This window comes from Schlegelella aquatica (assembly GCF_026013905.1).
GTDB classification, from domain to species: domain Bacteria; phylum Pseudomonadota; class Gammaproteobacteria; order Burkholderiales; family Burkholderiaceae_C; genus Caldimonas; species Caldimonas aquatica.
Genome location: NZ_CP110257.1, coordinates 345,826 through 370,036, shown reverse-complemented (window position 1 = coordinate 370,036; position 24,211 = coordinate 345,826). Strand labels below are relative to the sequence as shown.

Annotated in this window: 23 protein-coding genes and 1 pseudogene; 9 read left to right on the top strand and 15 right to left on the bottom strand. The window is 69.9% G+C overall.

Annotation, left to right across the window (positions count from 1 at the left end):
* Positions 1 to 71: 71 nt before the first annotated feature.
* Together OMP39_RS01665 and OMP39_RS01660 are read right to left on the bottom strand one after the other, a co-directional pair.
* Entirely contained in the window at positions 72 to 1,034 is a 963-nt protein-coding gene (locus tag OMP39_RS01665) for a complex I NDUFA9 subunit family protein (RefSeq protein WP_264893081.1), read from the bottom strand.
* 87 nt (positions 1,035 to 1,121) lie between these two features.
* On the bottom strand, positions 1,122 to 3,113 hold the full coding sequence (locus OMP39_RS01660; RefSeq protein WP_425340683.1) for a lytic transglycosylase domain-containing protein: 1,992 nt from the start codon (positions 3,111 to 3,113) through the stop codon (positions 1,122 to 1,124).
* A 64-nt stretch (positions 3,114 to 3,177) separates the two neighbouring features.
* Between OMP39_RS01660 and OMP39_RS01655 the strand changes: the two genes are divergently transcribed.
* Positions 3,178 to 3,828: a 5-formyltetrahydrofolate cyclo-ligase gene (locus tag OMP39_RS01655; RefSeq protein ID WP_264893079.1), complete on the top strand. Its 651-nt coding sequence runs from the start codon at positions 3,178 to 3,180 to the stop codon at positions 3,826 to 3,828.
* A gap of 34 nt (positions 3,829 to 3,862) precedes the next feature.
* Here OMP39_RS01655 and OMP39_RS01650 read toward each other — a convergent pair whose 3' ends face one another.
* The 4 genes from OMP39_RS01650 to def all read right to left on the bottom strand — a co-directional run bounded on the left by OMP39_RS01650 (position 3,863) and on the right by def (position 6,752).
* A complete protein-coding gene (locus OMP39_RS01650; RefSeq protein ID WP_264893078.1) occupies positions 3,863 to 4,213 on the bottom strand; it encodes a hypothetical protein in 351 nt (116 codons plus the stop codon).
* A 116-nt stretch (positions 4,214 to 4,329) separates the two neighbouring features.
* The gene (gene htpX / locus OMP39_RS01645) at positions 4,330 to 5,190 is read right to left on the bottom strand and encodes a zinc metalloprotease HtpX (protein WP_264894612.1); all 861 of its coding nucleotides are present in this window, start codon (positions 5,188 to 5,190) and stop codon (positions 4,330 to 4,332) included.
* Between the two features lie 61 nt (positions 5,191 to 5,251).
* The gene (gene fmt, locus OMP39_RS01640) at positions 5,252 to 6,226 is read right to left on the bottom strand and encodes a methionyl-tRNA formyltransferase (protein ID WP_264894610.1); all 975 of its coding nucleotides are present in this window, start codon (positions 6,224 to 6,226) and stop codon (positions 5,252 to 5,254) included.
* 13 nt (positions 6,227 to 6,239) lie between these two features.
* Positions 6,240 to 6,752 carry a peptide deformylase gene (def, locus tag OMP39_RS01635; RefSeq protein ID WP_264893077.1) on the bottom strand — a complete coding sequence of 171 codons (513 nt, stop codon included), beginning with the start codon at positions 6,750 to 6,752 and terminating at the stop codon, positions 6,240 to 6,242.
* A gap of 257 nt (positions 6,753 to 7,009) precedes the next feature.
* Here def and OMP39_RS01630 point away from each other — a divergent pair, with 257 nt between their 5' ends.
* From OMP39_RS01630 to OMP39_RS01620, 3 genes are all read left to right on the top strand, one after another.
* A complete protein-coding gene (locus OMP39_RS01630; RefSeq protein ID WP_264893076.1) occupies positions 7,010 to 8,182 on the top strand; it encodes a LysM peptidoglycan-binding domain-containing protein in 1,173 nt (390 codons plus the stop codon).
* Positions 8,183 to 8,233: 51 nt separating this feature from the next.
* Positions 8,234 to 9,337: a DNA-processing protein DprA gene (dprA, locus tag OMP39_RS01625; RefSeq protein WP_264894608.1), complete on the top strand. Its 1,104-nt coding sequence runs from the start codon at positions 8,234 to 8,236 to the stop codon at positions 9,335 to 9,337.
* Positions 9,338 to 9,447: 110 nt separating this feature from the next.
* On the top strand, positions 9,448 to 9,894 hold the full coding sequence (locus OMP39_RS01620; protein ID WP_264893075.1) for a Smg family protein: 447 nt from the start codon (positions 9,448 to 9,450) through the stop codon (positions 9,892 to 9,894).
* Here the strand turns inward: OMP39_RS01620 and OMP39_RS01615 are convergent, their stop codons facing one another.
* From OMP39_RS01615 to OMP39_RS01575, 9 genes and pseudogenes are all read right to left on the bottom strand, one after another.
* Positions 9,895 to 12,201, bottom strand: a complete 2,307-nt coding sequence (locus tag OMP39_RS01615) for a DUF1631 domain-containing protein (RefSeq protein WP_264893074.1) — start codon at positions 12,199 to 12,201, stop codon at positions 9,895 to 9,897.
* A gap of 45 nt (positions 12,202 to 12,246) precedes the next feature.
* Complete coding sequence (secF, locus tag OMP39_RS01610) at positions 12,247 to 13,281, bottom strand: protein translocase subunit SecF (protein ID WP_264893073.1); 1,035 nt, start codon at positions 13,279 to 13,281, stop codon at positions 12,247 to 12,249.
* A gap of 50 nt (positions 13,282 to 13,331) precedes the next feature.
* Positions 13,332 to 15,194, bottom strand: a complete 1,863-nt coding sequence (gene secD / locus OMP39_RS01605; RefSeq protein ID WP_264893072.1) for a protein translocase subunit SecD — start codon at positions 15,192 to 15,194, stop codon at positions 13,332 to 13,334.
* Positions 15,195 to 15,268: 74 nt separating this feature from the next.
* Positions 15,269 to 15,595, bottom strand: coding sequence for a preprotein translocase subunit YajC (gene yajC / locus OMP39_RS01600; RefSeq protein WP_264893071.1), 327 nt, complete (start codon positions 15,593 to 15,595; stop codon positions 15,269 to 15,271).
* Between the two features lie 130 nt (positions 15,596 to 15,725).
* On the bottom strand, positions 15,726 to 15,995 hold the full coding sequence (locus OMP39_RS01595; RefSeq protein WP_264893070.1) for a DUF3079 domain-containing protein: 270 nt from the start codon (positions 15,993 to 15,995) through the stop codon (positions 15,726 to 15,728).
* Positions 15,996 to 16,197: 202 nt separating this feature from the next.
* Positions 16,198 to 17,373: an MFS transporter gene (locus OMP39_RS01590; RefSeq protein ID WP_264894607.1), complete on the bottom strand. Its 1,176-nt coding sequence runs from the start codon at positions 17,371 to 17,373 to the stop codon at positions 16,198 to 16,200.
* Between the two features lie 231 nt (positions 17,374 to 17,604).
* A pseudogene (locus OMP39_RS01585) lies at positions 17,605 to 18,375 on the bottom strand (AMP-binding protein); the annotation flags it as partial.
* 271 nt (positions 18,376 to 18,646) lie between these two features.
* Positions 18,647 to 19,243: a lysophospholipid acyltransferase family protein gene (locus OMP39_RS01580; protein WP_264893069.1), complete on the bottom strand. Its 597-nt coding sequence runs from the start codon at positions 19,241 to 19,243 to the stop codon at positions 18,647 to 18,649.
* 150 nt (positions 19,244 to 19,393) lie between these two features.
* The gene (locus tag OMP39_RS01575; RefSeq protein WP_264893068.1) at positions 19,394 to 21,313 is read right to left on the bottom strand and encodes an AMP-binding protein; all 1,920 of its coding nucleotides are present in this window, start codon (positions 21,311 to 21,313) and stop codon (positions 19,394 to 19,396) included.
* Positions 21,314 to 21,541: 228 nt separating this feature from the next.
* Here OMP39_RS01575 and OMP39_RS01570 point away from each other — a divergent pair, with 228 nt between their 5' ends.
* From OMP39_RS01570 to OMP39_RS01550, 5 genes are read left to right on the top strand one after another with little or no spacing between them, the layout of a single operon-like run.
* Complete coding sequence (locus tag OMP39_RS01570) at positions 21,542 to 21,865, top strand: ArsR/SmtB family transcription factor (RefSeq protein ID WP_264893067.1); 324 nt, start codon at positions 21,542 to 21,544, stop codon at positions 21,863 to 21,865.
* Between the two features lie 12 nt (positions 21,866 to 21,877).
* Positions 21,878 to 22,351 (top strand): ArsI/CadI family heavy metal resistance metalloenzyme, encoded by a 474-nt coding sequence (locus OMP39_RS01565; RefSeq protein WP_264893066.1) that lies wholly within the window; start codon positions 21,878 to 21,880, stop codon positions 22,349 to 22,351.
* An 8-nt stretch (positions 22,352 to 22,359) separates the two neighbouring features.
* Positions 22,360 to 22,854: an arsenate reductase ArsC gene (locus tag OMP39_RS01560; protein ID WP_264893065.1), complete on the top strand. Its 495-nt coding sequence runs from the start codon at positions 22,360 to 22,362 to the stop codon at positions 22,852 to 22,854.
* A gap of 21 nt (positions 22,855 to 22,875) precedes the next feature.
* Positions 22,876 to 23,382 (top strand): arsenate reductase ArsC, encoded by a 507-nt coding sequence (locus tag OMP39_RS01555; RefSeq protein WP_264893064.1) that lies wholly within the window; start codon positions 22,876 to 22,878, stop codon positions 23,380 to 23,382.
* Positions 23,383 to 23,384: 2 nt separating this feature from the next.
* Positions 23,385 to 24,113, top strand: coding sequence for an aquaporin (locus tag OMP39_RS01550; RefSeq protein ID WP_264893063.1), 729 nt, complete (start codon positions 23,385 to 23,387; stop codon positions 24,111 to 24,113).
* The last annotated feature ends 98 nt before the right edge of the window (positions 24,114 to 24,211 follow it).

Below are 24,211 nucleotides of genomic sequence, written 5' to 3'. Positions count from 1 at the left end.
TGCTAGCGCCAACCGCGCCGCCCGTCCCGGCCATGCGGACCTCGCCGCCGGTCGCGGCCCCGGGCCCGCCCTCAGACCCGTCGCGCCGCCGCGCGGAAGAGGTTGAGCCGCACCTTGCCCTCGGCGGGCCCGAGGTAGCCGGGCGCCACAGCCGCAGGCCCGACCGGCGCAATGCCCAGCGCCTCCAAGCCCGGATGCCGGCCGGTCGCCACATTGGGCACGCGCATCGAGGCCAGGTTGTCGCGGCTCATCAAGGGCTGGCCGGGCAGCCACTCCATCAACAGCGCCTGCAACCAGGCGAGGGGACGGGGCAACGGGACGATCGGGCGCGGGTGCCCGGCCCACACGCCGGCGCAGTGCACCAGTTCGCGCAAGGTGTAGACCTGCGGGCCCACGAGTTCGAAGATGCGCCCGATGGTCGACGTGTCGTCGATGCACCGCACGATCGCGTGGGCCACGTCCTCCACCCACACCGGCTGGAACTTGGCGTCGGCCGCGGCCAGCGGCATCACGGGCAGCACCCGTTGCAAGCGCGCGAACAGATTGAGGAAGCGGTCCTCCGCGCCGAACATCACCGACGGCCTCAGGGTGGTCACGTCCAGGTCCCCGCCTTCCAGAAGCACCGCTTCGCCGCGCGCCTTGGAGCGCAGGTACATCGACGGGGCGTCGGGCGCGGCGCCCAGCGCGCTCACGTGCACCACCCGCCGCACCCCGACGCGCCGGCAGGCCTCGGCCAGCTTGCGGGGCAGTTCCACGTGCACCCGCTCGAACTCGCGTTCGCGACCGTGCAGGATGGCCACCAGGTTGACCACCGCATCGCAGCCGGCGAGCAAGCGCGCCAGTTGCGACGGGTCGTGCACGTCGGCTTGCTCCACCTCCAGCGTGGGCAGCATCTGGATGTGACGCGCATGGCCGCGCCACCGGGTGGGCACCACGATCGTGCCGCTGCCGCCGTGATTGCGCTCCACCAGCTTTTCGCACAAGTGGGTTCCGACGAACCCGGAACCGCCCAACACGAGGATGTTGTTATTCATCTTGCTTCTCCCGTCGAACTTCTCCGTCGAACTCGTCACAGCACCGGTGCCGTCCTCGGACGATCTGCTGCGGCGGCCCGTCGCACCTCAAGGCAGGTCCGGTTGCGGGGGCGGCGCATTGGGATCGCGCGGGCCGATCACCTGGCCCAGCCGCGCTCGCAGCGAGGTCATGCGTCCGTGCAGTTGCGCCGCATAGTAGGTCGCGTTGGACAACACCTTCTTGACGTAATCGCGCGTCTCGGCAAAGGGGATGCTCTCCACCCACACCGGCGCCTCCAGCACCGCCCCTTCGCGCCAGCGGCGCGGCCGGTTGGGCCCGGCGTTGTAGGCGGCGGCCGCCAGCACCTGCGAGCCGCCCATGTCGTCGAGCACGAGTTTCAGGTAGCTCGTGCCCAGCGCGATGTTGGTGTCGCGGTCGGTGATGAGCTCCGGCGAGTAAGGCAGGCCGATCTTCTTGGCCGTCCAACGGGCCGTCGCCGGCATCAGCTGCATCAGCCCCGATGCGCCCACGCCGGAGCGCGCGTCCATGATGAAGCGCGACTCCTGCCGAATGAGGCCGTACACGTAGGCCGGATCGAGGCCGATCTCGCGCGCACGTGTCGTCACCTCGCGGCGAAACGGCGTCGGAAAGCGCGTGTCCAGGTCGAACTCGGCCTTCGTGCGGTCACTCGTGTTGATGCAGCGGTCCCACACCTGCGCGGCGCAGGCGCGCTCGGCGGCGGCCAGGAGTTGCCGATCGTCCATGCGCCCGGCACTGGTGAAACTGAGCGTCCAGTTCCACTCGCGCACGCCCTCGTTGCGCAGCCCGAGGGCGATGAGCTGCAGCGCGCGCGTCAGCCCCGGGTTGCTGCGGGCCGCTTCGCGCTCGGCCTCGGTCAACGGGGCGGGCTTGGGCGGCAGCTCCAGCGGGCGTCCGAGGTCTTCGGTCGCGAGCTTGCCGTAGTACGTCGGTTGCCCGGCGATCGATTCCAGCAACTCGCGCGACTGGCGCCGCAACGCCTCGCCGTCCTGCGAGTCGCCAGCGATGGCCGACAGCGCCCGCGCTTTCCAGTACACCCAGCCGGCGTCGGCCTGCTCGGCCGGGCCCATCGCATTGATGGCCTGCACGACCTGCTGCCAGCGCCCGGCGCGAAGGGCGGCACGCGCCTTCCACGCCAGCATGTCGTCCGACCACTCCGTCTCGTGCGCGCCCATGCTCGCCCGCTGGAAGTAGTCGGCCGCATGGGGCAGCAGCCGGATGGACGCCTGCTTGGCGATGCTGGCCCAGGCCCAGGAGGCGAGCGGCGCGGGCAGGCGCCGCTCCCAACCGTCTTCCATCTGCTTGGCCGCCGCCTCGGGATCGCTCGCGGCCAGGCGGGCCAAGGCCATCGCGGCGAGTTCGGCCTCGGCGTGGGGGCGTGCCGCCGCCTTGCGGGCGAGGTAGCGGGCCGGGTTGTCCACCAGCTCGTCGAACTTGTTCGCGAATTCGGTGCCGGCGAGCACGACGGCCTGCCGGGCCGCGTTGCGCTTGTGGGCGTCGAAAGCGTGTCTTGCCTTGCGCCACACCTCCGAGGCGGGCAGCTCGCCGGCGCCGTGCAGCGTGAGGGCCATGAGCGAGCAGCCCTGATCAGCCTCGCGCTGCGCGCGCCACGCCTCCACGGCCGCCCGGCGCACATCCTCGCCGGCCTGGTGGCGCGCCAACACCGCATAGCACGCGACCTCACGGTCGTCTTGCATGCGGAACTTCGGGTACTCGGCCGCGAAGCGGCCCCAGTCGCGGCGACGCCCGAGCTCGAGCAGCCAGTCGTTGCGCATCCGATCTTCGACGTAGGTGTCGGGCCACCGCTCGAAGAAGGCCTGCACCTCCTCGGGCGTGGCCTCCTGCAGCCGGTTGAGCAGTTCCCAGTAGTCCACCCACATCGCGAGCGGGTGCTGCTGCGAGGCCGCCTGGATCTTCAGCGCCGCAAGCTGGCGCGCATCGCGCTTGCGCCAGGCCTCGCGCGCCTGCACGACGACATCCGACTGCGCCGCGGCCGGCGCGGGCGCCAGGCCCGCCGCCACGCCGAGCACGATGCCCAACGCCGCAGCCGCACGCCGCACGCCGGACGCGAGGGACGCTTCGAAAGGCCGTCGATATACTGACTTCACGCTGTGTGCCCCATCCATGTGTTCTGCCCCTGCCGCCCCTCGCTCCAGCTCTCCGTCCAGCGCCGAGCCCGGCCCGTCGGGCCTCTCGTCGAGCGGCGGCCCGGCTCCTGCCGGCCCCTCCGAGCGCGTCGCCTTGCGCGCCCGGCTGCTCCAGGAGCGCGAGCAGTGGGCCGCGTCGGCCCTGCACCCGGCCGCCGAGCAGGCCCTCGCCGCGCATCTGCGTGACGTGGTGCTGCAACTCGAGCCCGAGCGGCTCGGCCTGTACTGGCCCCTTCGATCCGAATTTAACGCAGTGCTCGCGTTGCGCGCTGACGGCCGCACGGCCTCCCTGCCCGGTGCATTGCCATGGGCGCGGAAGAATCCACGTTCGATGGAGTACCGTGCGTGGAACGGCGAAGAGCCCACCCTCACCGACGAATGCGGCATCCCCGGCTGTGCCGGCCCGACCGTGGTGCCCGACGTGGTGCTGGTGCCCTGCGTCGGCTACACGCGCCGCGGCTACCGGCTGGGCTATGGCGGGGGCTACTTCGACCGCTGGCTGGCAGAGCACCCCCACGTCACGGCGATCGGCATCGCCTGGAGCGCGTCGGAGGTGGACTTCGTGCCCGAACCGCACGACCACCCGCTCTCGGCGATCGTGACCGAACGCGGCGTCGTCGCGGAGTGAATCGCTTCGGCTCGGCGGCCCTCGCGGCCCCGCGCTATTCGGCGCGACGCTTCTTCTCGGGCGGGGCCTCGGCGGCCTCGGCCGTCTCGACCGGCCGGCGGGCACGGGGATGCGCGATCTGCGGGACGACCTCTTCGATCTTGTTCTCGCGCATGTAGTCGTTCATCTCGCGCCAGCCCGCGAACACCGCGGCCTTCTCGGCCTTGGGATTGAGCGCGTAGCAGTCCTCGATGGCCCGGCCCGCATGCCGGCACGCACCGCCCAGCGCCTTGCCCTCGGCTTCCTTGCGCGCGGCGATCTTCTCCGCCGACTCGATGCCCAGCTGATCGCAGGCGGCCAGCAGCGGCAGCACGAGACAGGCGATGAACAGTGGGCGCAAGGTCATGGTGGCGGTACGAAAAAGGCAAGCCGAAGACGCGGCTTGCCTTTGCATCATCGGCCGTCGCGGCCGGAACTTGAGCGCCGCGCTTGCGGCGGCCGCGCCCGGCGCCACGAGCGCGATCAGCGGGACACCATGCCGCCGCGCGCCATCGCAAGCAGCCGCGCGACACGCTCCTCCGTGCTCGGGTGGGTGCTGAACAAGCTGCTCAGCCCCCCGCCCGACAGCGGATTCATGATCATCATCTGCGCCGTCTCGGGGTGGCGCTCGGCCGTCTCGAGCGGAATGCCGCGCGCGTAGTGGTGGATCTTCTCGAGCGCCGAGGCCAAGGCCTGCGGATCGCCGGAGATCTCCGCGCCGCCGCGGTCGGCCTCGAACTCACGCGCCCGGCTGATCGCCATCTGGATCAGGCTGGCCGCGATAGGGGCCAGGAGCGCCACCAGCAGGCCCACCACCGGATTGGCCGGCCGCCCCTCGCCGTCGCGCCCGCCGAAGAACATCGCGAAGTTCGCCAGCATCGAGATCGCACCGGCCATCGTCGCGCTGATCGTCGAGATCAGGATGTCGCGGTGCTTCACGTGCGCCAGTTCGTGGGCCATCACGCCCCGCAGTTCGCGCTCGGTCAGGATGCGCATGATGCCGGTGGTGGCGGCCACCGCGGCGTTCTGCGGATTGCGGCCGGTGGCGAAGGCGTTGGGCGCCTGCTCGTCGATGACGTACACGCGCGGCATGGGCAGCCCCGCGCGCTGCGCGAGCTCGCGCACCATGCGGTAGAAGTGCGGCGCGGTGGTCTCGTCCACCTCGCGGGCGTTGTACATCTTCAGCACCAGCTTGTCGCTGTACCAGTAGCTGAAGAAGTTCATCGCCAGCGCGACCGCCAGCGCGACGAGCATGCCCTGCTGCCCGCCGATCAGCGCGCCCAGCGCCATGAACAGGGCCGTGATGGCGGCCATCAGGATGGCCGTTTTGAGCAGGTTGAACATCATGCGTCCTTCTCGTCTCGTGGACCGCAGCTCAAATGCGGCCCTTCGGTTGCAAATCAAGTCACGTGCCGGGCGGCTCGGCGGGGGGGAGCTCGAACACCGCCCCGGCCTCCAGCGGGTGCCCGGCCAGGAACTCGGCGGCCGCCAAGCGCCGCCCGCCGGGCTTCTGGAGTTCGGTGAGCTGGAGCGCTCCTTCTCCGCAGGCCACCACCGGGCCCTGCGCTTCGACCCGCAAGACACGCCCGGGTTCACCCGAGCCGCCCGCCGGCACGCCGCGCCAGCACTTCAGCGGCACCCCGGCCAACACCGACCACGCCCCCGGGAAGGGGTCGAAGGCCCGCATCCGCCGCTCGATCACGGTGGCCGGCTGCCTCCAGTCGATCGCCGCCTCGGCCTTGTCGATCTTGTGCGCATAGGTCACGCCCCCGGCCGGCTGCGGCGTGCGAGACAGCCCGCCGCAGGCTGCCAGTTCGAGCGCCTCGACGATGAGCCGCGCGCCGAGCGCGGCCAAACGGTCGTGCAGCGAGCCGGTGGTGTCGTCCGGGCGGATCGGCTCGCGCTCGACCAGCAGCATGTCGCCGGTGTCCAGCCCCTCGTCCATCTGCATGATGGTGATGCCCGTCACGGCATCGCCCGCCTCGATGGCGCGGTGGATGGGCGCGGCCCCCCGCCAGCGTGGCAGCAGCGAGGCGTGGATGTTCAGGCAGCCCAGGCGCGGCAGGTCGAGCACCCACCGGGGCAGGATCAGGCCGTAGGCGGCGACCACCATCACGTCGGGCCGCGCGGCCTCGAGGGCGGCGCGCGCCTCGGAGGCATCCTCCGGGTACTTGCCATCGAGCCGCAGACTGCGGGGCTGCACGACGACCAGGCCGCGCTCCAGCGCGCACTGCTTGACCGGGCTGGGGGTGAGCTTCATGCCCCGCCCCGCCGGCCGGTCGGGTTGCGTCAGCACCAGCGGCACCTCGAAGTCGGCCGCGACCAGCCGCTGCAGCGCCGCACGCGCGAACTCCGGCGTGCCGGCGAAGGCCACCCGCATGCGGCCCCCGCGCTCAGCCACGCACTTCCTCGCGTTCGCGCTTGAGCATCTTCGTCTTGATGCGGTTGCGCTTGAGCGGCGAGAGGTACTCGACGAACACCTTGCCCATCAGGTGGTCCATCTCGTGCTGCACGCACACTGCCAGCAGGCCGTCGGCGTCGAAACGGTATTCGCGTCCGTCGCGGTCGAGCGCTTTGACGGTGACTTGCGCGTGGCGCTGCACCTTGTCGTACACGGCAGGCACCGACAGGCAGCCCTCCTCCCAGACGATCTTCTCCTCGCTCGCCCAGACGATCTCGGGGTTGATGAGCACCCGCGGCTCGTTGCGGTCGTCGGAGACGTCGATGACGATCACGCGCTCGTGCACGTCCACCTGCGTGGCCGCCAGTCCGACGCCGTGCGCGTCGTACATCGTCTCCAGCATGTCGTCCACGAGCTGGCGGATGCGCTCGTCCACCTGCTCCACCGGTCGGGCCACCTTGTGCAGGCGGGGATCGGGGTAGCGCAGGATGTTCAGTTTGGCCATGGTGCGTGCGGTCCTTTCACCCTTGCCGGCGCGGGCCGCCGCTGTCGACGGCAGGCAACGCGCCGAGCGTGACGCAGTGCCGCTCCCGTGGTGAGGGCCGGCAGATTTCGTTGCGACATCAAGGGTTTATCGGCAGAATCTGTGAAACTAAGTGAGGATTTTCGCCGAATTGCAGCTGCTCGGCGGCCCCAAAACCATTAACCATATGACGCCATGGCCGCCCATTTCCAGGCCGTGACGGAGAGCGGAGACCCTGCATGACCCGAACCTCGATGCTGCGCGCCCGTCCGGCGGGCTTCCTGGCGTCTCGCATCCTCCCGGGGGCCCTCGCAGCCGTGCTGGCGGCAGGCGCGTCCACCGCGGGGGCCACCACCTACCCGGTCACGCCGCAGCAGCGAGCCACCGCGCAGCAGGTCGCCCAGGCCGGCGTGCCGCTGTCGGAGCTGGCCCCGAACGCCCCCGACACCTACACCGTCAAGCGCGGCGACACGCTCTGGGACATCTCCGCCGTCTTCCTGCGCCGCCCGTGGCGCTGGCCCGAGCTGTGGGGCATGAACCTCGACCAGATCCGCAATCCCCACCTCATCTACCCGGGCCAGATCCTCTACCTGGAGAAAGTCGACGGCCGCGCCCGCCTTCGCGTCGGCCAGCCCGTGGGCGACGGGCAGACGGTCAAGCTTTCGCCGCGCGTGAGGGCCCAGTCCCTCGGCCAGGGCGCGATCCCCTCGATCCCGCTGCATCTGATCGAGCCGTTCCTCAACGAAGCGGTCATCTTCGACACCAACGAGCTCGACACCGCCCCCCGCATCGTCGCCACGCAGGAGGGCCGGGTGGTCATCAGCCGCGGCGAGCATGCCTACGTGCGCGGCGACATCGCCAACGCGCGCGATTGGCGCATCTTCCGCAATCCCAGGCCGCTGCTCGACCCGGCCACCAAGGAAGTGCTGGGCTACGAGGCGGTGTACCTCGGCGCCGCCGAGTTCACCCGCCCCGGCGGCACCGGCGCCAAGGGCGAGATCATCCCGGCCACCTTCACCGTCCAGTCCACGCGGCTGGAGATCGGCGTGGGCGACCGTCTCGCTCCCGTACCTGGCCGCGAGTTCGTCAACTACGTGCCGCACGCGCCGCAGCAGAACATCGAAGGCCTGATCGTCTCGATCTACGGCGAGGCGCTCACCGCCGGGCAGAACCAGATCGTCGCGTTGAACAAGGGCGCCAAGGACGGGCTGGAGCGCGGGCACGTGCTCGCGCTGTGGCGCTACGGCCGCGAGACCCGCGACACCACGGACGGCAGCCGCACGCCCATCAAGCTGCCCGACGAGCGGCACGGGCTGCTGTTCGTGTTCCGCACGTTCGAGCGCATGTCCTATGCCTTGATCCTCGACGTGCAGGAGCCGGTCAAGATCGGCGACCGCTTCACCCAGCCTTGACCGCAGGGATCGCGCCTCGCCCCCGGCGCGGCGCCTGATACTCTCACGGTGATCGACAAGGACGAACTCGCCGCGTGGCTGCGGCTCCTCGAGACCCCTGATCTGGGCCCGCAGGAGGCGCGCCGGCTGCTCGCCGCCTTCGGCTCGCCGCAGGCGGTGTGGGAGGCCGGGCCCACCGCCTGGCGCGCGCTCGCGCCCCCGGAGGTGGCCGGCGCGCTGGCCGCCGAGCCGCAAGGCTGGGCCGAGCATGTGGAGGCCGCCTGGCAGTGGCTCGGCGCCGACCCGCGCCGGGCCATCGTCACCCTGGGGGACGCGCACTACCCGCAGCGCCTGCTCGACATCCCCGACCCGCCCCTGCTGCTCTACACGCTCGGCCGCCGCGAACTCCTCAACGCCCCGTCCCTCGCCGTCGTGGGCAGCCGCAACCCGACGCCGCAAGGTGCCGAAAATGCGCGCAGCTTCGCCCGGCACCTCAGCCAGGCGGGCCTGACGGTGGTCTCCGGCCTGGCCCTGGGCATCGACGGCGCGGCACACGAAGGCGCCCTCGAAGGCCCGGGGCGCACGGTCGCCGTCGTCGGCACCGGCCTCGACCGCGTCTATCCGAAGCGGCACCTCGCGCTCGCGCACCGCCTGGCCGACGAGGGGCTGATCGTGAGCGAGTACCCGCTCGGCACGCCTCCTCTCAAGCCCAATTTCCCGCGGCGCAACCGGATCATCTCGGGCATGACGTGCGGCACGCTGGTCGTCGAGGCCGCCGTGCATTCGGGCTCGTTGATCACCGCCCGGCTCGCCGCCGAGCAGGGACGCGAGGTGTTCGCCATCCCGGGATCGATCCACTCGCCGCAGTCGCGCGGCTGCCACCTGCTCATCAAGCAGGGGGCCAAGCTCGTCGAAGGCGCCGAGGACATCCTGGAGGAACTGCGCCTGGACGCCCCTGCCCCCGCCGCCGCCTGCGCCGGCCCGGCCGACCACGCGCCCACGGCCCGGGACCCGGTGCTCGAGGCCCTGGGCCACGACCCCGCCAGCCTCGACGCCCTGGTCGCGCGCACCGGCTGGCCCGCGGCCGAGCTCTCGGCACGGCTGTTGGAGCTGGAGCTCGAGGGCCACGTCGCCCGCTTGCCGGGCCAGCTGTTCCAGCGCCTCGAACGGGCCTGACAATCCGGGCCGATCCGCCCTCGGCCGCCGGGGGCGCCCGCGCCGATCGCAGCTGCCCGCGTTACCCCTGCCACGGTCCCGGCCCGATGCGCTGGGGTATAGTGGGACGCATGTTCGACGTGCTCGTCTATCTCTACGAGAACTACTGGCGGCCCGACGCATGCCCGGACGCCGCCCAGCTCGCGCGCAAGCTGACCGCCGTCGGCTTCGAGAGCGACGAGATCGAGGAAGCGCTGCACTGGCTCGAAGGCCTGCACCAGCTGGTGCAATCGCACGGAGCCAGCCAGCGGCCCGACAGCCTGCGCGTCTTCACACCAGCAGAGCTCGACCTGCTCGGCGAGGAATGCATCGGCTTCATCTCGTTCCTGGAGAGCGCGGGCGTCCTGCCGCCGCACCTGCGCGAGATCGTCATCGACCGTGCGATGGCGAGCGCTCCGGTGCGCCTGGAGGACCTGAAGATCATCGTGCTGATGGTGTTCTGGAGCCTCGGCGAGGAGCCGGACGCGCTGATCCTCGACGAGTTGTTCGTCGACGCCGCCGACCGGCTCATCCACTGACTAGCTCAGCAGCCGGCTCGGGTCTGCGTCGAGCTTGGCCAGCGCATCGCGCGTGGCCCGCACCGTCAAGGCCTCTTCCTCGGCGGGCACCAGCAAGCCGGCCTGCAAGAACGCGGCAAGGCGGTGCTGCTGGAACAGCACGCACCGCCCGGTGGGCGAGACGAACAGGCTCAACTGCTTGCGCAGGCCGAGCCATGCGAGCTGCACCGGTTCGTTGCGCCCGCGGTAATCGAGTTTGAACCAGCTGCCGACCTGCAGCCCGCGCGCCCACGCGATCATCGCCGGACTCGGAATCGAGCCGCCTTCGGCCACCACTTCGAGGTCGCGCGTCTCGTGGTCCGACAGGTCGAGCACCATCGATTCGTCGATCTCGACCTCGGTGTCCGGCAGCATCTCCTCGAGCGTCTCGAGCCGCAGCATCAGCTGGTCCAGGCGGTCCGGCGGAATGGCCGCAGTCTTGGCGGTGAAGGCGGCCGCCAGCGAGTTGTTCAAGGCCTGCAGGTGGGCGTCCTGCTTGTCGGTCGGCACCCCGGCGTTCGCCATCCCTTCGCGCAGGGTCTTGAGCAGCGGCGGCAGCCGGCGGATGACCTCGGCGCGCTCCTCGCGCGAGACCTTGGCGCTGGCCGACCAGATCAGATCGGCCGCGGCGCGCTTCATCGCCTTGGTCTGCTCGCTCTGCGCGCCGGTCTTGACGGCGGTCATGGCGAGCACGTCCGCCCAGATCTGGAACAGGAACTCGCGCACACCCTCCTGCACCGGCACCTCGTTGAGCATCTTGCGCAGCTCGATCGTGTACTGGATCGCCAGGATCTCGCGCTGCTCGACCTGCTGTGCCAGCGACACGCCCTTGCGCGACACCTCGTTCTCGTTGCGGAAGTAGTGCTCGAGGAACTTCTCGAACTCGACCAGCACGGTCTGGAACACGCGCCGGCCCGTGTCGGGATACGCCTCGACCACCTGCACGACGCGCTTGATCTCCTTTTCGAGCGCCTCGCCCATGGCACCCGCGGTGGAGGCATCGAAGCCCATCACGCAGGCGCCCATGCGGTCGATCAGCTTGCGTGCGGGGTGGTCGAGCGTCGCAAAGAAGTCCGGCTCGCTGACTGCGACGCGCAGCACCGGCATCTGCAGCCGCGCGAACCACACCCGCACCGACGCGGGCAGGCGCTCCTCGGTCAGGATGCTCTGGAACAGCAAGGCGACGATCTCGATCGTGGCGCGCTCGATGGGAGACTCGGCAGCACGCTTGAGCGCCTGCTTGCGGTGCTGCAGGTCCTCGACCAGATCCTGCGGCGCGCTGACCACCATGCCGCCCGCGCCCGTGCTGCGCAGACGTTGTGCCACGTCGCGCTCGGCCTCGGCGATCGCGGCCACCAGCCGGGGCGAGGGCGAGTGGAAGACGGTGGTGGGCTGGAAACCCGGCACCTGCTGGCCGACCAGTCGGTTCAGGCGCCCCAGCACGGCCTGCGCCTGCTCGGGCGCGCGCAGCAGCTGCGCCGACCGCGTCATGAGGCGGGTTTCCTCACCCACGGCGCCGCGCACGCTCGGCGAACCGGAGCCGGAGGGCGCGCCGCTCGCGGCGGCGCCGGCGCTGCCGGCCAGCTCGCCCCCCCGGCTCCCCACGGCGGACGGCCCCACGCCCACGTCGCGCGCACGGCGGATCATGGGGCGCAGGTCGATTTCGGGCAGCACGCCCTGGCCGATGAGCGACTTGTTCGTCTCGTGGTAACCCAGCACCATCAGATGCGCGAGTTCCTCGTGGACGATGGGCTGCACCGAGCGCCAGCATTCGAGACTGAGGCCGACCGAGCGCCAGGCGTCGAGCACGTCGCGCGCGACGACGTGGGGGCGCAGGACGTCGCCGTTGGCCAGGTCCTCCCGGCGCTCGAGCGCCTGCATGCGAGAACGCAGATCGCTGAACTCGAAGGACGCGAGATCCATCGCCGCGAGCGCCAGGCGTGAGCTGAGGATCTCGTGCTCGATGGTGGCGTCGTCCACCAGCGAGAGCTCCGCGCCGCGGTGGGCGAGGCCGACCGGGGTGGGCATGAAGCCCCCGTTTTGCAACTGCAAGTCGCGCTGGTCGAGGCGTTCGATCAGCGCCGCCTGCAGCGCCGGGCGCAAGCGCTGAAGGTCGGCCCACGCATCACGCCGGCGCAGCAGCAGCTCGGGCGGAGCCGGCTGGGTGGCCAATTGCTTGGCCCCTTCCTCCACGTTGAGCAGCACCTGCGACAGGCCCTGGCGCAACAAACTCAGAAAGCGTCGCCGCGCCTGTATGGCCAGGGCCCTCGGGTCGGCGGAAGTCGCCATGGTGAGCTGCGTGCCAGCGGTCCGGTGCTGAAGATGACAGCAACTCTACACCACCGCGCCCGCGTTCGGGTCGTTCGGATCGCCGTCCTTCCGGGCGCCGGCCTTGACGAGGTCCTCGCGCTTGACGCCCAGCCACATCGCGACGGCCGCCGCCACGAAGACCGACGAATAGATGCCGAACAGAATGCCGATGGTCAGGGCCACGGCGAAGTAGTGCAGCGTCGGCCCGCCGAAGAGCAGCATCGACAGCACCATCAGCTGCGTGGAGCCGTGCGTGATGATGGTGCGGCTCATCGTGCTGGTGATGGCGTGGTCGATCACCTCGGCGGTGGTCATCTTGCGGAACTTGCGGAAGGCTTCGCGGATGCGGTCGAAGATCACGACCGACTCGTTGACCGAGTAGCCGAGCACCGCGAGCACGGCGGCCAGCACCGACAGCGAGAACTCCCACTGGAAGAAGGCGAAGAAGCCCAGGATGATGACGACGTCGTGCAGGTTGGCGATGATCGCCGCGACCGAAAACTTCCACTCGAAGCGCAGCGCCAGGTAGATCATGATGCCGGCGATCGTGACGGCGAGCGCGAGCGCGCCGTCGCGTGCCAGCTCCGAGCCCACCTGCGGGCCGACGAACTCGCTGCGCTGCAACCGCAGGGGCTCGGCCCCGCCGGCGGCACAAACCTGGCGGGAGACGCTCTGCCCCTGGTCGGTCGTCTGCTGCACCGTCTGCACGGTGCCGGACTCGGCCCGGCACAGCGCCTCGAACACGCGCCCGACCACCTCGCTTTGCTTGACGTCGCCGCGCAGGGGCAGGCGGATGAGCACGTCGCGCGCGGTGCCGAAGTTCTGCACCTGCACCTCGCCGAAGCCCATCGACTCGACCGTCCCCCGCACGCGCTCGAGCTGGGCCGGCTGGCTGTACTGCACCTCCAGCACGGTGCCGCCGGTGAACTCGATCGAGAAATGCAGCCCGCGCGTGACGAGGAAGAACACGGCGGCCAGGAAGGTGACCAACGAAATGATGTTGAACACCAGCGCGTGCCGCATGAACGGGATGTCGCGCTTGATACGGAAGAATTCCATCGTAGTTCCCCGTCGGGAGGGGGCCGGCGCCGCCGGCCCTCATCCTGACATCACGACTGCTGTTGCGGTTTCCAGACCTGGCCGATCGACACGGACTTGAGCTTCTTGCGACGGCCGTACCACAGATTGACGAGCCCGCGCGAGAAGAACACGGCGGAGAACATCGAGGTGAGGATGCCCAGCACGTGAACGACCGCGAAACCGCGCACCGGGCCCGAACCGAAGGCCAGCAGCGCCACCCCCGCGATCAACGTGGTCACGTTGGAGTCCAGGATGGTGGCCCAGGCCCGCTCGTAGCCGGCATGGATGGCCGTCTGAGGGGCCGCGCCGTTGCGCAGCTCCTCGCGCACGCGCTCGTTGATCAGCACGTTGGCGTCGATCGCCATGCCCAGGGTGAGCGCGATGGCCGCGATGCCGGGCAGCGTCAGGGTGGCCTGCAGCATCGACAACAGCGCCACCAGCAGCAGCAGGTTGACGGCCAGCGCCAGCGTGGAGAACAAGCCGAACAGCAGGTAGTAGGCGATCATGAAGACGCCCACCGCGACGAAGCCCCACAGCACGCTGTTGAAGCCCTTGGCGATGTTGTCGGCGCCCAGGCTCGGCCCGATGGTGCGCTCCTCGATGATCTCCATCGGCGCCGCGAGCGAGCCCGCGCGCAGCAGGAGCGCCACGTCGTTCGCTTCCTGCGTGGTCATGCGGCCGGAGATCTGCACCCGCCCGCCGCCGATCTCGGTACGGATGACCGGCGCGGTCACGACCTCGCCCTTGCCCTTCTCGAACAGCAGGATCGCCATGCGCTTGCCGACGTTCTCGCGGGTGACGTCGCGGAAGATGCGCGCGCCCTTGGCGTCGAGCGTGAGGTGCACCGCCGGCTGCTGCTGCTCGTCGAAGCCGGCCTGTGCGTCGGTGAGGTTCTCGCCGGTGAGGATGACCTGGCGTTTGACGATGATCGGGCCGCCCCCCCGCTCGACATACCGTTCGGTGCCGAAAGGCACGGGGCCGTTGCCGGACAGCGCGGCCATCGCCTCGGCGCTGTCGTCCACCAGTCGCACCTCCAGCGTGGCGGTGCGCCCGATGATGTCCTTGGCGCGCGCGGTGTCCTGCACGCCGGGCAGCTGCACCACCACGCGGTCCAGGCCCTGCTGCTGGATCACCGGCTCGGTGGTGCCCAGTTCGTTGATGCGGTTGTGCAGCGTGGTGATGTTCTGCTTGAGCGCCTGCTCCTGCACTCGGCGAGCAGCCTCGGGCTTGAGCCGGCCGACCAGGCGCAGCTCGTTGCCCTGCCCGGCCTCGGTCCATTGGAGGTCCGGCAACTGGTCGGTCAGGACACGCTGCGCAGCGGCCAGCGCCTGGGCGTCGCGGAAGCGCACCTCGACGTCGTCACCCACACGCGAGATGCCTGCATGACGGATGTCCTTCTCACGCAGCATGGTGCGCACGTCGCCGGCCATCGCCTCCGCGCGCTTGGTCAGCGCGGCCTTCATGTCCACCTGCATCAGGAAGTGCACGCCGCCGCGCAGGTCCAGTCCGAGGTACATGGGCCGCGCCCGCAGCGAGGTCAGCCACTGCGGCGAGCGCGAGACGAGGTTGAGGGCGACGATGTAGCTCGGATCCTGCGGGTCGGGGTTGAGGGCACGCTGCAGCGCGTCCTTGGCCCGCAGCTGGGTGTCGGTGTCGCCGAAACGGGCGCGCACCGAGTTGCCCTCGAACTGCACGAAGTCGGGCTGCACGCCCGCTTCCTTCAGGATGCGCTCGACGCGCTCGGCCAGGGCGGCGTCGACCTTCAGGGTGGCCTTGCCGCTGGAAACCTGCACCGCAGGCGCCTCGCCAAAGAAGTTTGGCAGGGTGTAGATGAACCCGACCACGACCGCGATCACCAGGATCGCGTATTTCCACCACGGATAGCGGTTCATGAGGCCTCTTTCGGGCCCGCGCCCGCAGGAACGGGGGAGCGCGGGCGGGCGCGGCGCCGCGGGCGCCGGCGGAATTACTTCAGCGTGCCCTTGGGCAGCACCTGGACGACGGCGCTGCGCTGGATCTGGATCTCGACGCCGTTGGCGACCTCGAGGTGGAGATAGGCCTCGCCGAGCTTCGACACCTTGCCGAGCACGCCGCCGGCGGTGACGACTTCATCGCCCTTGGCCAAGGCCTCGATCATGGCCTTGTGCTCTTTCTGGCGCTTCATCTGCGGCCGGATCATGATGAAGTAGAGCACCACGAACATCAGCACCAGGGGCAACAGGCTCACCAGCGTCGATTCGGCGCCAGGTTGCGCGGCCGGCGCGGCTTGTGCGAATGCGTCGGAAATGAACACGCTTGAGTCTCCAGTAACGGACGATGGGGAACGTTCCATTGTATGCGTGCCCACCGGCCCGTCTGCATGGACCGCGGCGCCCCGGCTGCGTGCCGGGTCAGGGCGGCGCCGTCCCGCCGCCCTGCTTGTCTCAGACGCGCTCGGCCGCCTCTTCAGGCGATCCCGGCGCCTTCGCGGCCCGCGGGGCGTCCGTCGGCGTCCCGGCGGGGGCGTCGGCGCCCGTCGTCGCGGCGCCGGCATCCAGCCCCCAGTCCATCCAGTCGTCCCCGAACACCTCCACCGGGTGAGGCGTTCTGACGGTGCCGTTGCCGCACTTGAGAGCGTCGGAGGGGCAGTACTGGTCGCATCCCCAGCACACGCGCTCCGGGTGCAGCGGACGGATCGGAAATCGCTTGGCCATGAGTTCGAGGCGCGAATGGCAACGCGGGCCGGGCCCGCTCGGCGCGCCACCCGCCCACGATAGGGCCGACGACTGCCGCGACTCTGAGCCAGGTCAAACCGAGGCCGCGGCGACCCGTGGGGCTCAGTGCGGGGCCAGGTCTTCGCCCCCGCCGTTTACACCCGCAACACAAGAATTTGGAACGCCTGGTGGCCGATGTCGCTCAGGGCTTCTTCAACAGCCCGAGCAAGGCCAGGGCACTGAATGCAGCCCCCGCGTAGAAGGTGAACGATGCGCCGAGCCGGTCCCACAACAGACCGGCCACGACGCTCGCCACGAGCATGGCGAAACCACTGACCAGATTGAAGACCCCGAAGGCCGTGCCCCGCAGCTCGGCGGGCGCTGTATCGGCCACCATGGTGGCGAGCAGGCCCTGGGTCATTCCCATGTGGATGCCCCACAGCGCCACGCCGGCCAGCACCGTCGTCCAATGGCCGCCGAGTGCGAGCACGACGTCGGCCGCGATCAGCACGAGCAGTCCCAGGGCCAGCAGCGCCTTGTGGTTCATGCGGTCGGACAACTGCCCGAAGGGATAGGCCGACGCAGCGTAGACGACGTTCATCGCCACCATCACCAACGGCACCAGCGCGACCGCGATGCCGCTCTGCTCGGCACGCAGCACCAGAAAGGCCTCGCTGAAACGGGCCAGCGTGAAGACCGCGCCCACGGCGACCACCCACCAGTACGCGCCGCCCAATCGCCGAAGGTTTTCGCGGCGAATGGGGTTGGTGCGCTTCTCACCGACATGGCGCGCGGGTTCGTCCACCCCCCATTGCAGGAGTGCGACGGCGAGCAGCCCTGGGATCACGGCCACCCAGAACACGGCCCGGAAATCGTTGGCCCACCACAGCATCAGGCCCACGGCCAAGAGCGGCCCGAGGACCGCCCCCACCGTGTCCAACGACTGCCGAAGGCCGAAGGCCGCACCACGCACTGCGGCCGGCGCGAGGTCTGCCACCAGGGCGTCGCGAGGCGCTCCCCGCACGCCCTTGCCCACGCGATCGAGCAGACGGGCCGCAAGCACGACGCCCGTCGTCGGCGCGACGGCGAACAGCGGCTTCGTCAACGCCCCCAAGGCGTAGCCGAACACCGCCAGCCCCTTGCGCTTGCCCAGGTAGTCGCTCAGCGCCCCCGAGAACACTTTGACGACCAGTGCCGTCGACTCCGCCAAGCCCTCGATCAGACCGACCGCGACGGCGCTCGCACCCAACGTGCCCACCATGAACAGCGGCAGGAGGCTGTGGATCATCTCGGAGGAGATGTCCATCAGCAGGCTGACGAAACCGAGGACCCACACGCCGGTGGGGAGCCTGGTCAGAGGACTCGCGTCTCGTGCCAACGTGGACTCTGTCGGAAGTGAGGGGCTAGGCTCAAGAACGAAACCCGGCCGTGGCCGTGCAACGAGCGGTCGTCCGGCCGAGGAGCCGTGCCCGTCATGATCGGGTGCAGCCACGACGCCGCGGTGTTGTGCCGCCTCGAAGCGGCGCCAGCCGACCGACTCCGCCCATTCGAACAGGACGCGCGCCGGCACACCGCCGGACTCCAGCTGCTGCTGCAGCCGGGCGTAGACGCGCTCGTACAGCCGCGGCACGGACACCAGCATGCTGGGCTGGACGGCGAGCAGGTCCTCCGCCAGTGTCTGGATGGAGCGGGCGAACACCACCGCGCCACCGGTGGCGATCGGCAGGTAGTAGCCCACCGTCCGCTCCAGCGCATGCGACAGCGGCAGGAAGGACAGGAACACGTCCTCCCGGTAGCCGGCGATCCCCTGAAGAACAGCCTCGATGTTGGCAATGATGTTGCGGTGCGACAGCACCACTCCCTTGGGGCGACCGGTGGTACCTGAGGTGTAAATGATCGTGGCGAGGTCACGGGGATCGGCCGGCGCAGCAGGCGGCTCGGGGCGCGCTGCGCCTAGCCAGGGCTCCAGCCCGTGCAGGAGCCCGCCTGGGGGAGCTGCGTCCGAGTCGACGCAGACCACGCGCGCCAGCTGCGTGAGCGGCGCCGCATGGGGCTGGAGCCGCTGCCACTGCGGCACCTCCGTTACGAGCAGGCGCGCACCGCTGTCGGCAAGGATGTAGCCGGCGTCTTCCGGGTTGTCGGTCGGGTACAGCGACACCACGACCAGTCCCAGCGACAGCGCAGCCTGGTCGAGGCACACCCAGTCCACCCCGTTGGGCAGCATCACCGCCACGCGCTCGCCGGCCCCCAGGTTCTCGGCCGCCAGAGCGCCGCGCCACCGGGCCACTCTGCGCGCCATCTCGTCCCATCGCAAGCGGGTCCAAACGCCGTCGGGCGGGTCTCGGTGACGGTAGGCCTCGGCCTCAGGGCAGCGGCGGCAGCGCTCCTCGAAAGGGCCGGCAGCGTGGGAGCTTGCCCGGACCGGATGGTGTCCAGTGTCAGCTGAGGGGCAACACGCATGCTTGTCTCCTCATCCGCCGTGGGCCGGGCCGCAGGCTCACGGCGCGTCTTGCGCCGGTTCGAGCCGCCCGGCGATCGCCGTGTAAGCCGCATCTCGCAGCCGCACCGCGCGCGCGAACAGGTCGCCTTCCCCTGGCTGTGGCAGCGGCGGCAGGACGTGGACTTCCAACCGGGCGCGGCGCGGCCGCCAGCTACCGTCCGGCAGCGCGGCTCGGCTGCCGCGCAGGACCAGGGGCACGACCGGCACCTGCGCCTGCGCGGCGGCAAGGAAGGCCCCCCAGGTGGAACGGCAGCAAGCCGGGGGCAGCCCTGAAGGTCCCTTCGGGGAACACCACCAGTGCGTGTCCGCGCCGTGCATGCGCCGTCAGCGCCTGCGCGTCCTGCACCGCGCGGCGCAGGTCGAAGCGTTGGACGAAGCCAGCGCCGAGCCGGCGCAGGAAGGGGCCGGCGATGCGCTGCTGCCGCAGTTCGGCCTTGGCGATGAAGTCGCACGGCCTCGGCAAGACCGCCACCAGCACGACCCCGTCGAGGTAACTGCCATGGTTGCTCACGATCACGCACGCCCCCGCAGGGATGTTCTGCAGGCCCTCGACCCGCGGCGTCATGCCGGTGAGCGCGAGGAGTGCGCGCGCGGACGCACGGCAGATGGCCCAGGCGCGTGCGGGATTGGACTGAGCGACCGCCAGCAGCCAGGTGGGCGGCGCGAGAAGTCCGAACAGCGCGGTCGCATACCCCGCGAACAGCAGGCTGCCCCCCCGGCGCCGAGGACGTGCTGCAGTCGAAGCCAAGCCGCGCCGGCTGCCAGCGGCAGCAGTTGCAGGTGTGCGGGCGCAGGGCCGAGATGGGCGCCCCCGCGCTCGTACAGTGCCTTGCACGCAGAGCGCCGGATCTTGCCGCTGGAGGTCTTGAGCACGGTGTGCGGCGGGGCGAGCACCACTTCATCCGGCGGTTCGCCGATGGTGTCGATCACGGCCCGCGTCACCGCTTCGCCCAGCCGCGGCGCCGGGCCTGGCCTCCGCCAGCACAACCAGGCGTTCCGTGCCGGTGGCGGCATCGGGACTGCCGAACACCGCCACGCAACCCCTGCGGATGCCCTCCACACGCCCCACCGCATCCTCGATCTCCTCCGGGTAGAGGTTGCGCCCGCCGCGAATGACGATGTCCTTCACCCGGCCGGTGATGTAGATGTCGCCCGCGGCCGCATAGGCGCGGTCACCGGTGTCCAGCCAGCCGTCGTGGAACAGCTGCGCGGTTTTCTGCGGATCGCGGAAGTAGCCGCGCGTCGCCGATGGGCCGCGGAACTCCAGCCGGCCCTCCACGCGCTCGCCGAGCTCGCGGCCCTGCGAATCGACGATGCGGACCTCATGGCCGGCCAAGGGTCTGCCGCAGCCGACGAAGCGCAGAGCGTTCGGGTCATCGGCAGCGGCGGGCAACGCGCGGCCTTCCAGGCTGAACGGCTCGCGCTGCAAAGCATCCACGGGCGCCGCCCGCCCGAGCGGCGGGAACAGCAGGCCGACCGAAGCCTCCGCCAGCCCGTAGACAGGTGCCATGGCCTCGGCACGCAGGCCGCAGGTGGCAAAGCGCTCGCTGAAGCGGCGCACCGTGGCTGCGCTGACCGCTTCGGCCCCGTTGAACAGTGCGCGGACCGAGCGCAGATCGAGGTCGGCCAGGGCAGCATCGTCGATTCGCCGCAGACACAGTTCGTACGCGAAGTTGGGCGCCGCCGACAGCGTCCCTCCCCATCGCTGCAGCGTCTGCAGCCAGTGCAGGGGCCGCGCCAGGAAGGCCAGCGGTGACATGACCACCAGCGACATGCCAACGTAGAGGCTGCCCAGCCAGGCGCCGATGAGGCCCATGTCGTGGTACAGGGGCAGCCAGCTGACGAACACGTCGCGTGGGCTCGCCTCGATGGCTTGCGCCATGGCGCGGATGTTGGCCAGCAGGTTGGCATGTGACAACACCACCCCCTTGGGACTGCCGGTGCTGCCCGAGGTGTACTGGATGAAGGCAACGTCCTCGCCCGCCACGGCCGCAGGCGCCGGCACCCCGCCCCGCGCGGCCAGCTGCTGCGGTGTGACGACGGCGCGCAAGCCAGCCACCCGGGCCTGGAGCAGCCGGGCGACCATCCGCGCCTGCGGCACGGTGACGAGGGCCACAGCGCGGGCATTGTCCAGCAACGCGCCGTGCCGCAGCACGTGCTCCTCGATCTGCGAGGGCCGCCCCGGCGGGTAGATCGGTACCGGAATCGCTCCGGCCATCAGAATGCCCAGGTAGGTGCCGAAGTACTCGGGGCAGGTGGGCAGCATGATCGCCACGGTCTCCCGCGGCGCGACGCCCAGCGACTGCAGCCCGGCGGCGACCGCCGCCGCATCGGCCGCAAGCGCGCCGTAGGTGATGGGGCGCTCGTCTCCCTCCTCCAGCACCGCCACCTGCACGCGATCGGCATGCTCTCGCACGTGCCACGCCAGCACCTCCAGCAAGGTGGAAGCGGTCTGCGGTGTGCCCGCCCAAGTCCCTGGGGACGGTGCGGGAGGCGGGGGCCTGGCCACGGCCGACCCCAGCGGGTGCCCGCGCTCCACCGCACGCAAGAGGTCCGCCACGGTTTCCGCCGCCCCCAGCGCGTCCTCGTGCAGGGCGACGCCGAAGGCCCGCTCGACGCGCTGCAGCAGTTCCATGCGGGCGCGGCTGTCGAGCCTCAGGTCCTGGTCGAGCCGGCTGGCAAGCGTGACCGGCGGCAGCTCCGCGGCGCCCGGGCGCAGCTCCCGTAGCGTCGCCTCCACCAGCGACAGCAGCCCCGCAGCGTCCGCGCCCGGACGCGCCGCGGGGAGCGCTTGCGTCGGCGAGGCGGTCGGATGCACGGCGGCTCGGCTGATGAAACTTTTTCAGTCTCGCGACAGGCAGCGGCCGCAGGTTGAGGAGCATCAACCCCGGCCCTTGCGGGGAGCGGCGGTACGGCCCGCGCTGCTGCTGCGGCGGGTTCACGTTCTACGGCGGCCGCATCCCGTACATCACACCTCATTGGCTGGCCGCCACTTTCGCCAGGCGGGTGGAGTGCATCGCTTCCATATTTCGACTATCATAGAAACATGAAAGAGAAAGATGTCGTCCGATCCCTTGCCGCGCTCGCCCAGAGTAACCGCCTGCAGATCTTCCGGACGCTGGTGGTCGCCGGGTCGCAAGGCATGACGCCTGGGGTCATTGCCGAAGCCACCGGTATCCCGCCGGCAACGCTGTCTTTCCACCTCAAGGAGCTGATGAACGCCGGCCTGGTGACGCAGGAGCGTCAGGGGCGCCACTTGGTCTATCGGGCGTCGTTCGAGCACATGAGTGCGCTGCTGGGCTACCTCACCGAGAACTGCTGCCAGGGCGAGGTCTGTCTCCCCGAAGCCGCCACCTCCTGCAACTGTTGAAAAGGAACCACGATGAAGCGCTTCCACGTTCATGTCCACGTCGAGGACCTCGCTCAGAGCGTGGCCTTCTACTCCAAGCTGTTCGGCGCCGAGCCCACCCGCCTGGAGAGCGACTACGCCAAGTGGATGCTCGACGACCCGAGGATCAACTTCGCGATCTCGACGCGCGGCGGCAAACCGGGCGTCGACCATCTCGGCTTCCAAACCGACAATGCCGAGGAACTCGCCGAGTTGAAGGCACGCGCCCAGGCTGCCGACATGGCACTGTTCGATGAAGGCCAGACCACCTGCTGCTATGCCCAGAGCGAGAAGCACTGGGTCACCGATCCGCAAGGCGTTGCCTGGGAGCACTTCCGTACGCTGGCCACCATCCCGGTGTTCAGCGAGAAGGCGGCGCAGAGCGAGGCTGGCGGTGTCTGCTGCGCACCGACGCCCCGTGGCAAGCCGGTCGGCATCGCTGTCAAGCCCTCGTCCTCTTGCTGCTGAGGCTGGCCGTGATTGATCGCGTCTACACCGTCTTGTTGGTCTGCACCGGCAACTCGGCCCGGTCGATCCTGGCCGAGGCCCTGATGAACCATATGGGTCGCGGCCGCTTTCGCGCCTACTCGGCCGGTAGCACTCCAAAAGGCGAGGTAAATCCCTTTACCCTGCAGGCCCTGGCACAGCTCGGGCTGCCGACCACCGGCTACCGCAGCAAGGGCTGGGAAGAGTTCGCGACGCCCGACTCGCCACCGCTGGATTTTGTCTTCACCGTCTGCGACAAAGCCGCCGGCGAGGTGTGCCCCGTCTGGCCGGGCCAACCGGTGACAGCGCACTGGGGCATGCCTGATCCCGCCGCCGTTGAAGGCAGCGACGAGGCCAAGCGCAAGGCTTTTCTCGACGCGAGCTACTTGCTCAAGCGCCGCATCGAGCTCCTGCTGGCACTGCCTCATGATTCCCTCGACCGGATGTCGCTGCAGAACGCCGTGCGCGACATCGGCCAGCAATGACGATATGACACCAGCACACCCATGACGATCAACGTTCTCATCCTCTGTACCCACAACTCCGCACGTAGCGTTCTCGGTGAAGGCATGCTCAACCACTGGGCAAAGAAGCTTGGCAAGGACGTGCGGGCCTACAGCGCCGGCAGTGCGCCCAGCGGCCGCGTCAACCCGTTCGCGCTGGAGGCGCTACACAACGCCGGCGTGGACACCACCGGCTACCGGAGCAAGAGCTGGGACGAGTTCAGTGGCGACGATGCGCCGCCGCTGTCGATCGTCATCACGGTGTGCGACAGTGCTGCGGCCGAACAGTGCCCGGTGTTCTTCGGCGGCACAGGGGAGCAGCCGGTCAAGGTGCACTGGGGCTACCCCGATCCGTCGAACGCCGAGGGCGGCGACGACGGCAAGCGCCGCGCGTTCGAACTGACCCGCCAGGCCATCGGCTACCGCATGCTGCAGCTGCTGCAACTCCCGCTGGAGACGATGAGCAAGGCAGACCTCCAGCAGGCGCTGGCCAAGATCGCGAAGAGCTGACGATGGACCTGCCCCGCAAGTTGGCTGGCGAAGCGCTCGGTACCGCGCTGCTGCTGGCCGTCGTGATCGGCTCGGGCATCATGGCCGAGCGCTTGGCCGGCGGCAACGTCGCTGTCACGCTGCTGGCCAATACGCTCGCCACGGTCGGCGGGCTATACATCCTGATTGAAGTGTTCGGCCCGATCAGCGGGGCGCACTTCAATCCGGCGGTGAGTGCCGTGATGGCGTGGCGCGGCGAGCTGCCGAGGACTGCGCTGCTCCCGTACATCGCCGCGCAGTTGTTCGGCGCGATCCTCGGTGCGTGGCTGGCGCACGCCATGTTCGACTTGGCCGTCCTGCAGTTCTCTACCAAGATGCGGACGGGTACCGGCCAGTGGATCGCGGAGGCCGTGGCGACTGCAGGGCTGCTGCTGGTGATCCTGCGCGCGCCAGCGGGCCGCGCGGCGGCAATGGTCGCCAGCTATATCGGCGCGGCCTACTGGTTCACTGCATCCACGTCCTTCGCCAATCCGGCCGCTGTCGTCGGTCGCATGTTCAGCGACAGCTTTGCTGGCATCGCGCCTGCCAGCGCTCCCGGCTTCATGCTGGCCGAGCTGGTGGGAGCAGCGATCGGCCTCGCCATCCACAACGCCTTCGAGGCGCGGCTCCATCCGGCTGGACATCCCAACGTGATCGAGGCTTCTGGGACGGCCGAAGGCGACACCCGCTCGGCCCGCGCTGCGCCTCGCTGATCAGAAGTTGGCGCAGGTTTCGAGAGAAGAGAGGGCAGATCGGAGTCGAACCTGCCCCATTCAGGCGCCCCCGGCAGTGGGGCGCAGCGCAGGCAGAA

Bases quoted from the DNA above. Each gene is read 5' to 3' on its own strand.
- OMP39_RS01665 (WP_264893081.1), bottom strand. From the start codon at position 1,034: ATGAATAACAACATCCTCGTGTTGGGCGGTTCCGGGTTCGTCGGAACC.
- OMP39_RS01655 (WP_264893079.1), top strand. From the start codon at position 3,178: ATGTGTTCTGCCCCTGCCGCCCCTCGCTCCAGCTCTCCGTCCAGCGCC.
- OMP39_RS01650 (WP_264893078.1), bottom strand. From the start codon at position 4,213: ATGACCTTGCGCCCACTGTTCATCGCCTGTCTCGTGCTGCCGCTGCTG.
- htpX (WP_264894612.1), bottom strand. From the start codon at position 5,190: ATGTTCAACCTGCTCAAAACGGCCATCCTGATGGCCGCCATCACGGCC.
- fmt (WP_264894610.1), bottom strand. From the start codon at position 6,226: ATGCGGGTGGCCTTCGCCGGCACGCCGGAGTTCGCGCGTGCGGCGCTG.
- def (WP_264893077.1), bottom strand. From the start codon at position 6,752: ATGGCCAAACTGAACATCCTGCGCTACCCCGATCCCCGCCTGCACAAG.
- OMP39_RS01630 (WP_264893076.1), top strand. From the start codon at position 7,010: ATGACCCGAACCTCGATGCTGCGCGCCCGTCCGGCGGGCTTCCTGGCG.
- OMP39_RS01620 (WP_264893075.1), top strand. From the start codon at position 9,448: ATGTTCGACGTGCTCGTCTATCTCTACGAGAACTACTGGCGGCCCGAC.
- OMP39_RS01615 (WP_264893074.1), bottom strand. From the start codon at position 12,201: ATGGCGACTTCCGCCGACCCGAGGGCCCTGGCCATACAGGCGCGGCGA.
- secF (WP_264893073.1), bottom strand. From the start codon at position 13,281: ATGGAATTCTTCCGTATCAAGCGCGACATCCCGTTCATGCGGCACGCG.
- secD (WP_264893072.1), bottom strand. From the start codon at position 15,194: ATGAACCGCTATCCGTGGTGGAAATACGCGATCCTGGTGATCGCGGTC.
- OMP39_RS01595 (WP_264893070.1), bottom strand. From the start codon at position 15,995: ATGGCCAAGCGATTTCCGATCCGTCCGCTGCACCCGGAGCGCGTGTGC.
- OMP39_RS01570 (WP_264893067.1), top strand. From the start codon at position 21,542: ATGAAAGAGAAAGATGTCGTCCGATCCCTTGCCGCGCTCGCCCAGAGT.
- OMP39_RS01565 (WP_264893066.1), top strand. From the start codon at position 21,878: ATGAAGCGCTTCCACGTTCATGTCCACGTCGAGGACCTCGCTCAGAGC.
- OMP39_RS01555 (WP_264893064.1), top strand. From the start codon at position 22,876: ATGACGATCAACGTTCTCATCCTCTGTACCCACAACTCCGCACGTAGC.
- OMP39_RS01550 (WP_264893063.1), top strand. From the start codon at position 23,385: ATGGACCTGCCCCGCAAGTTGGCTGGCGAAGCGCTCGGTACCGCGCTG.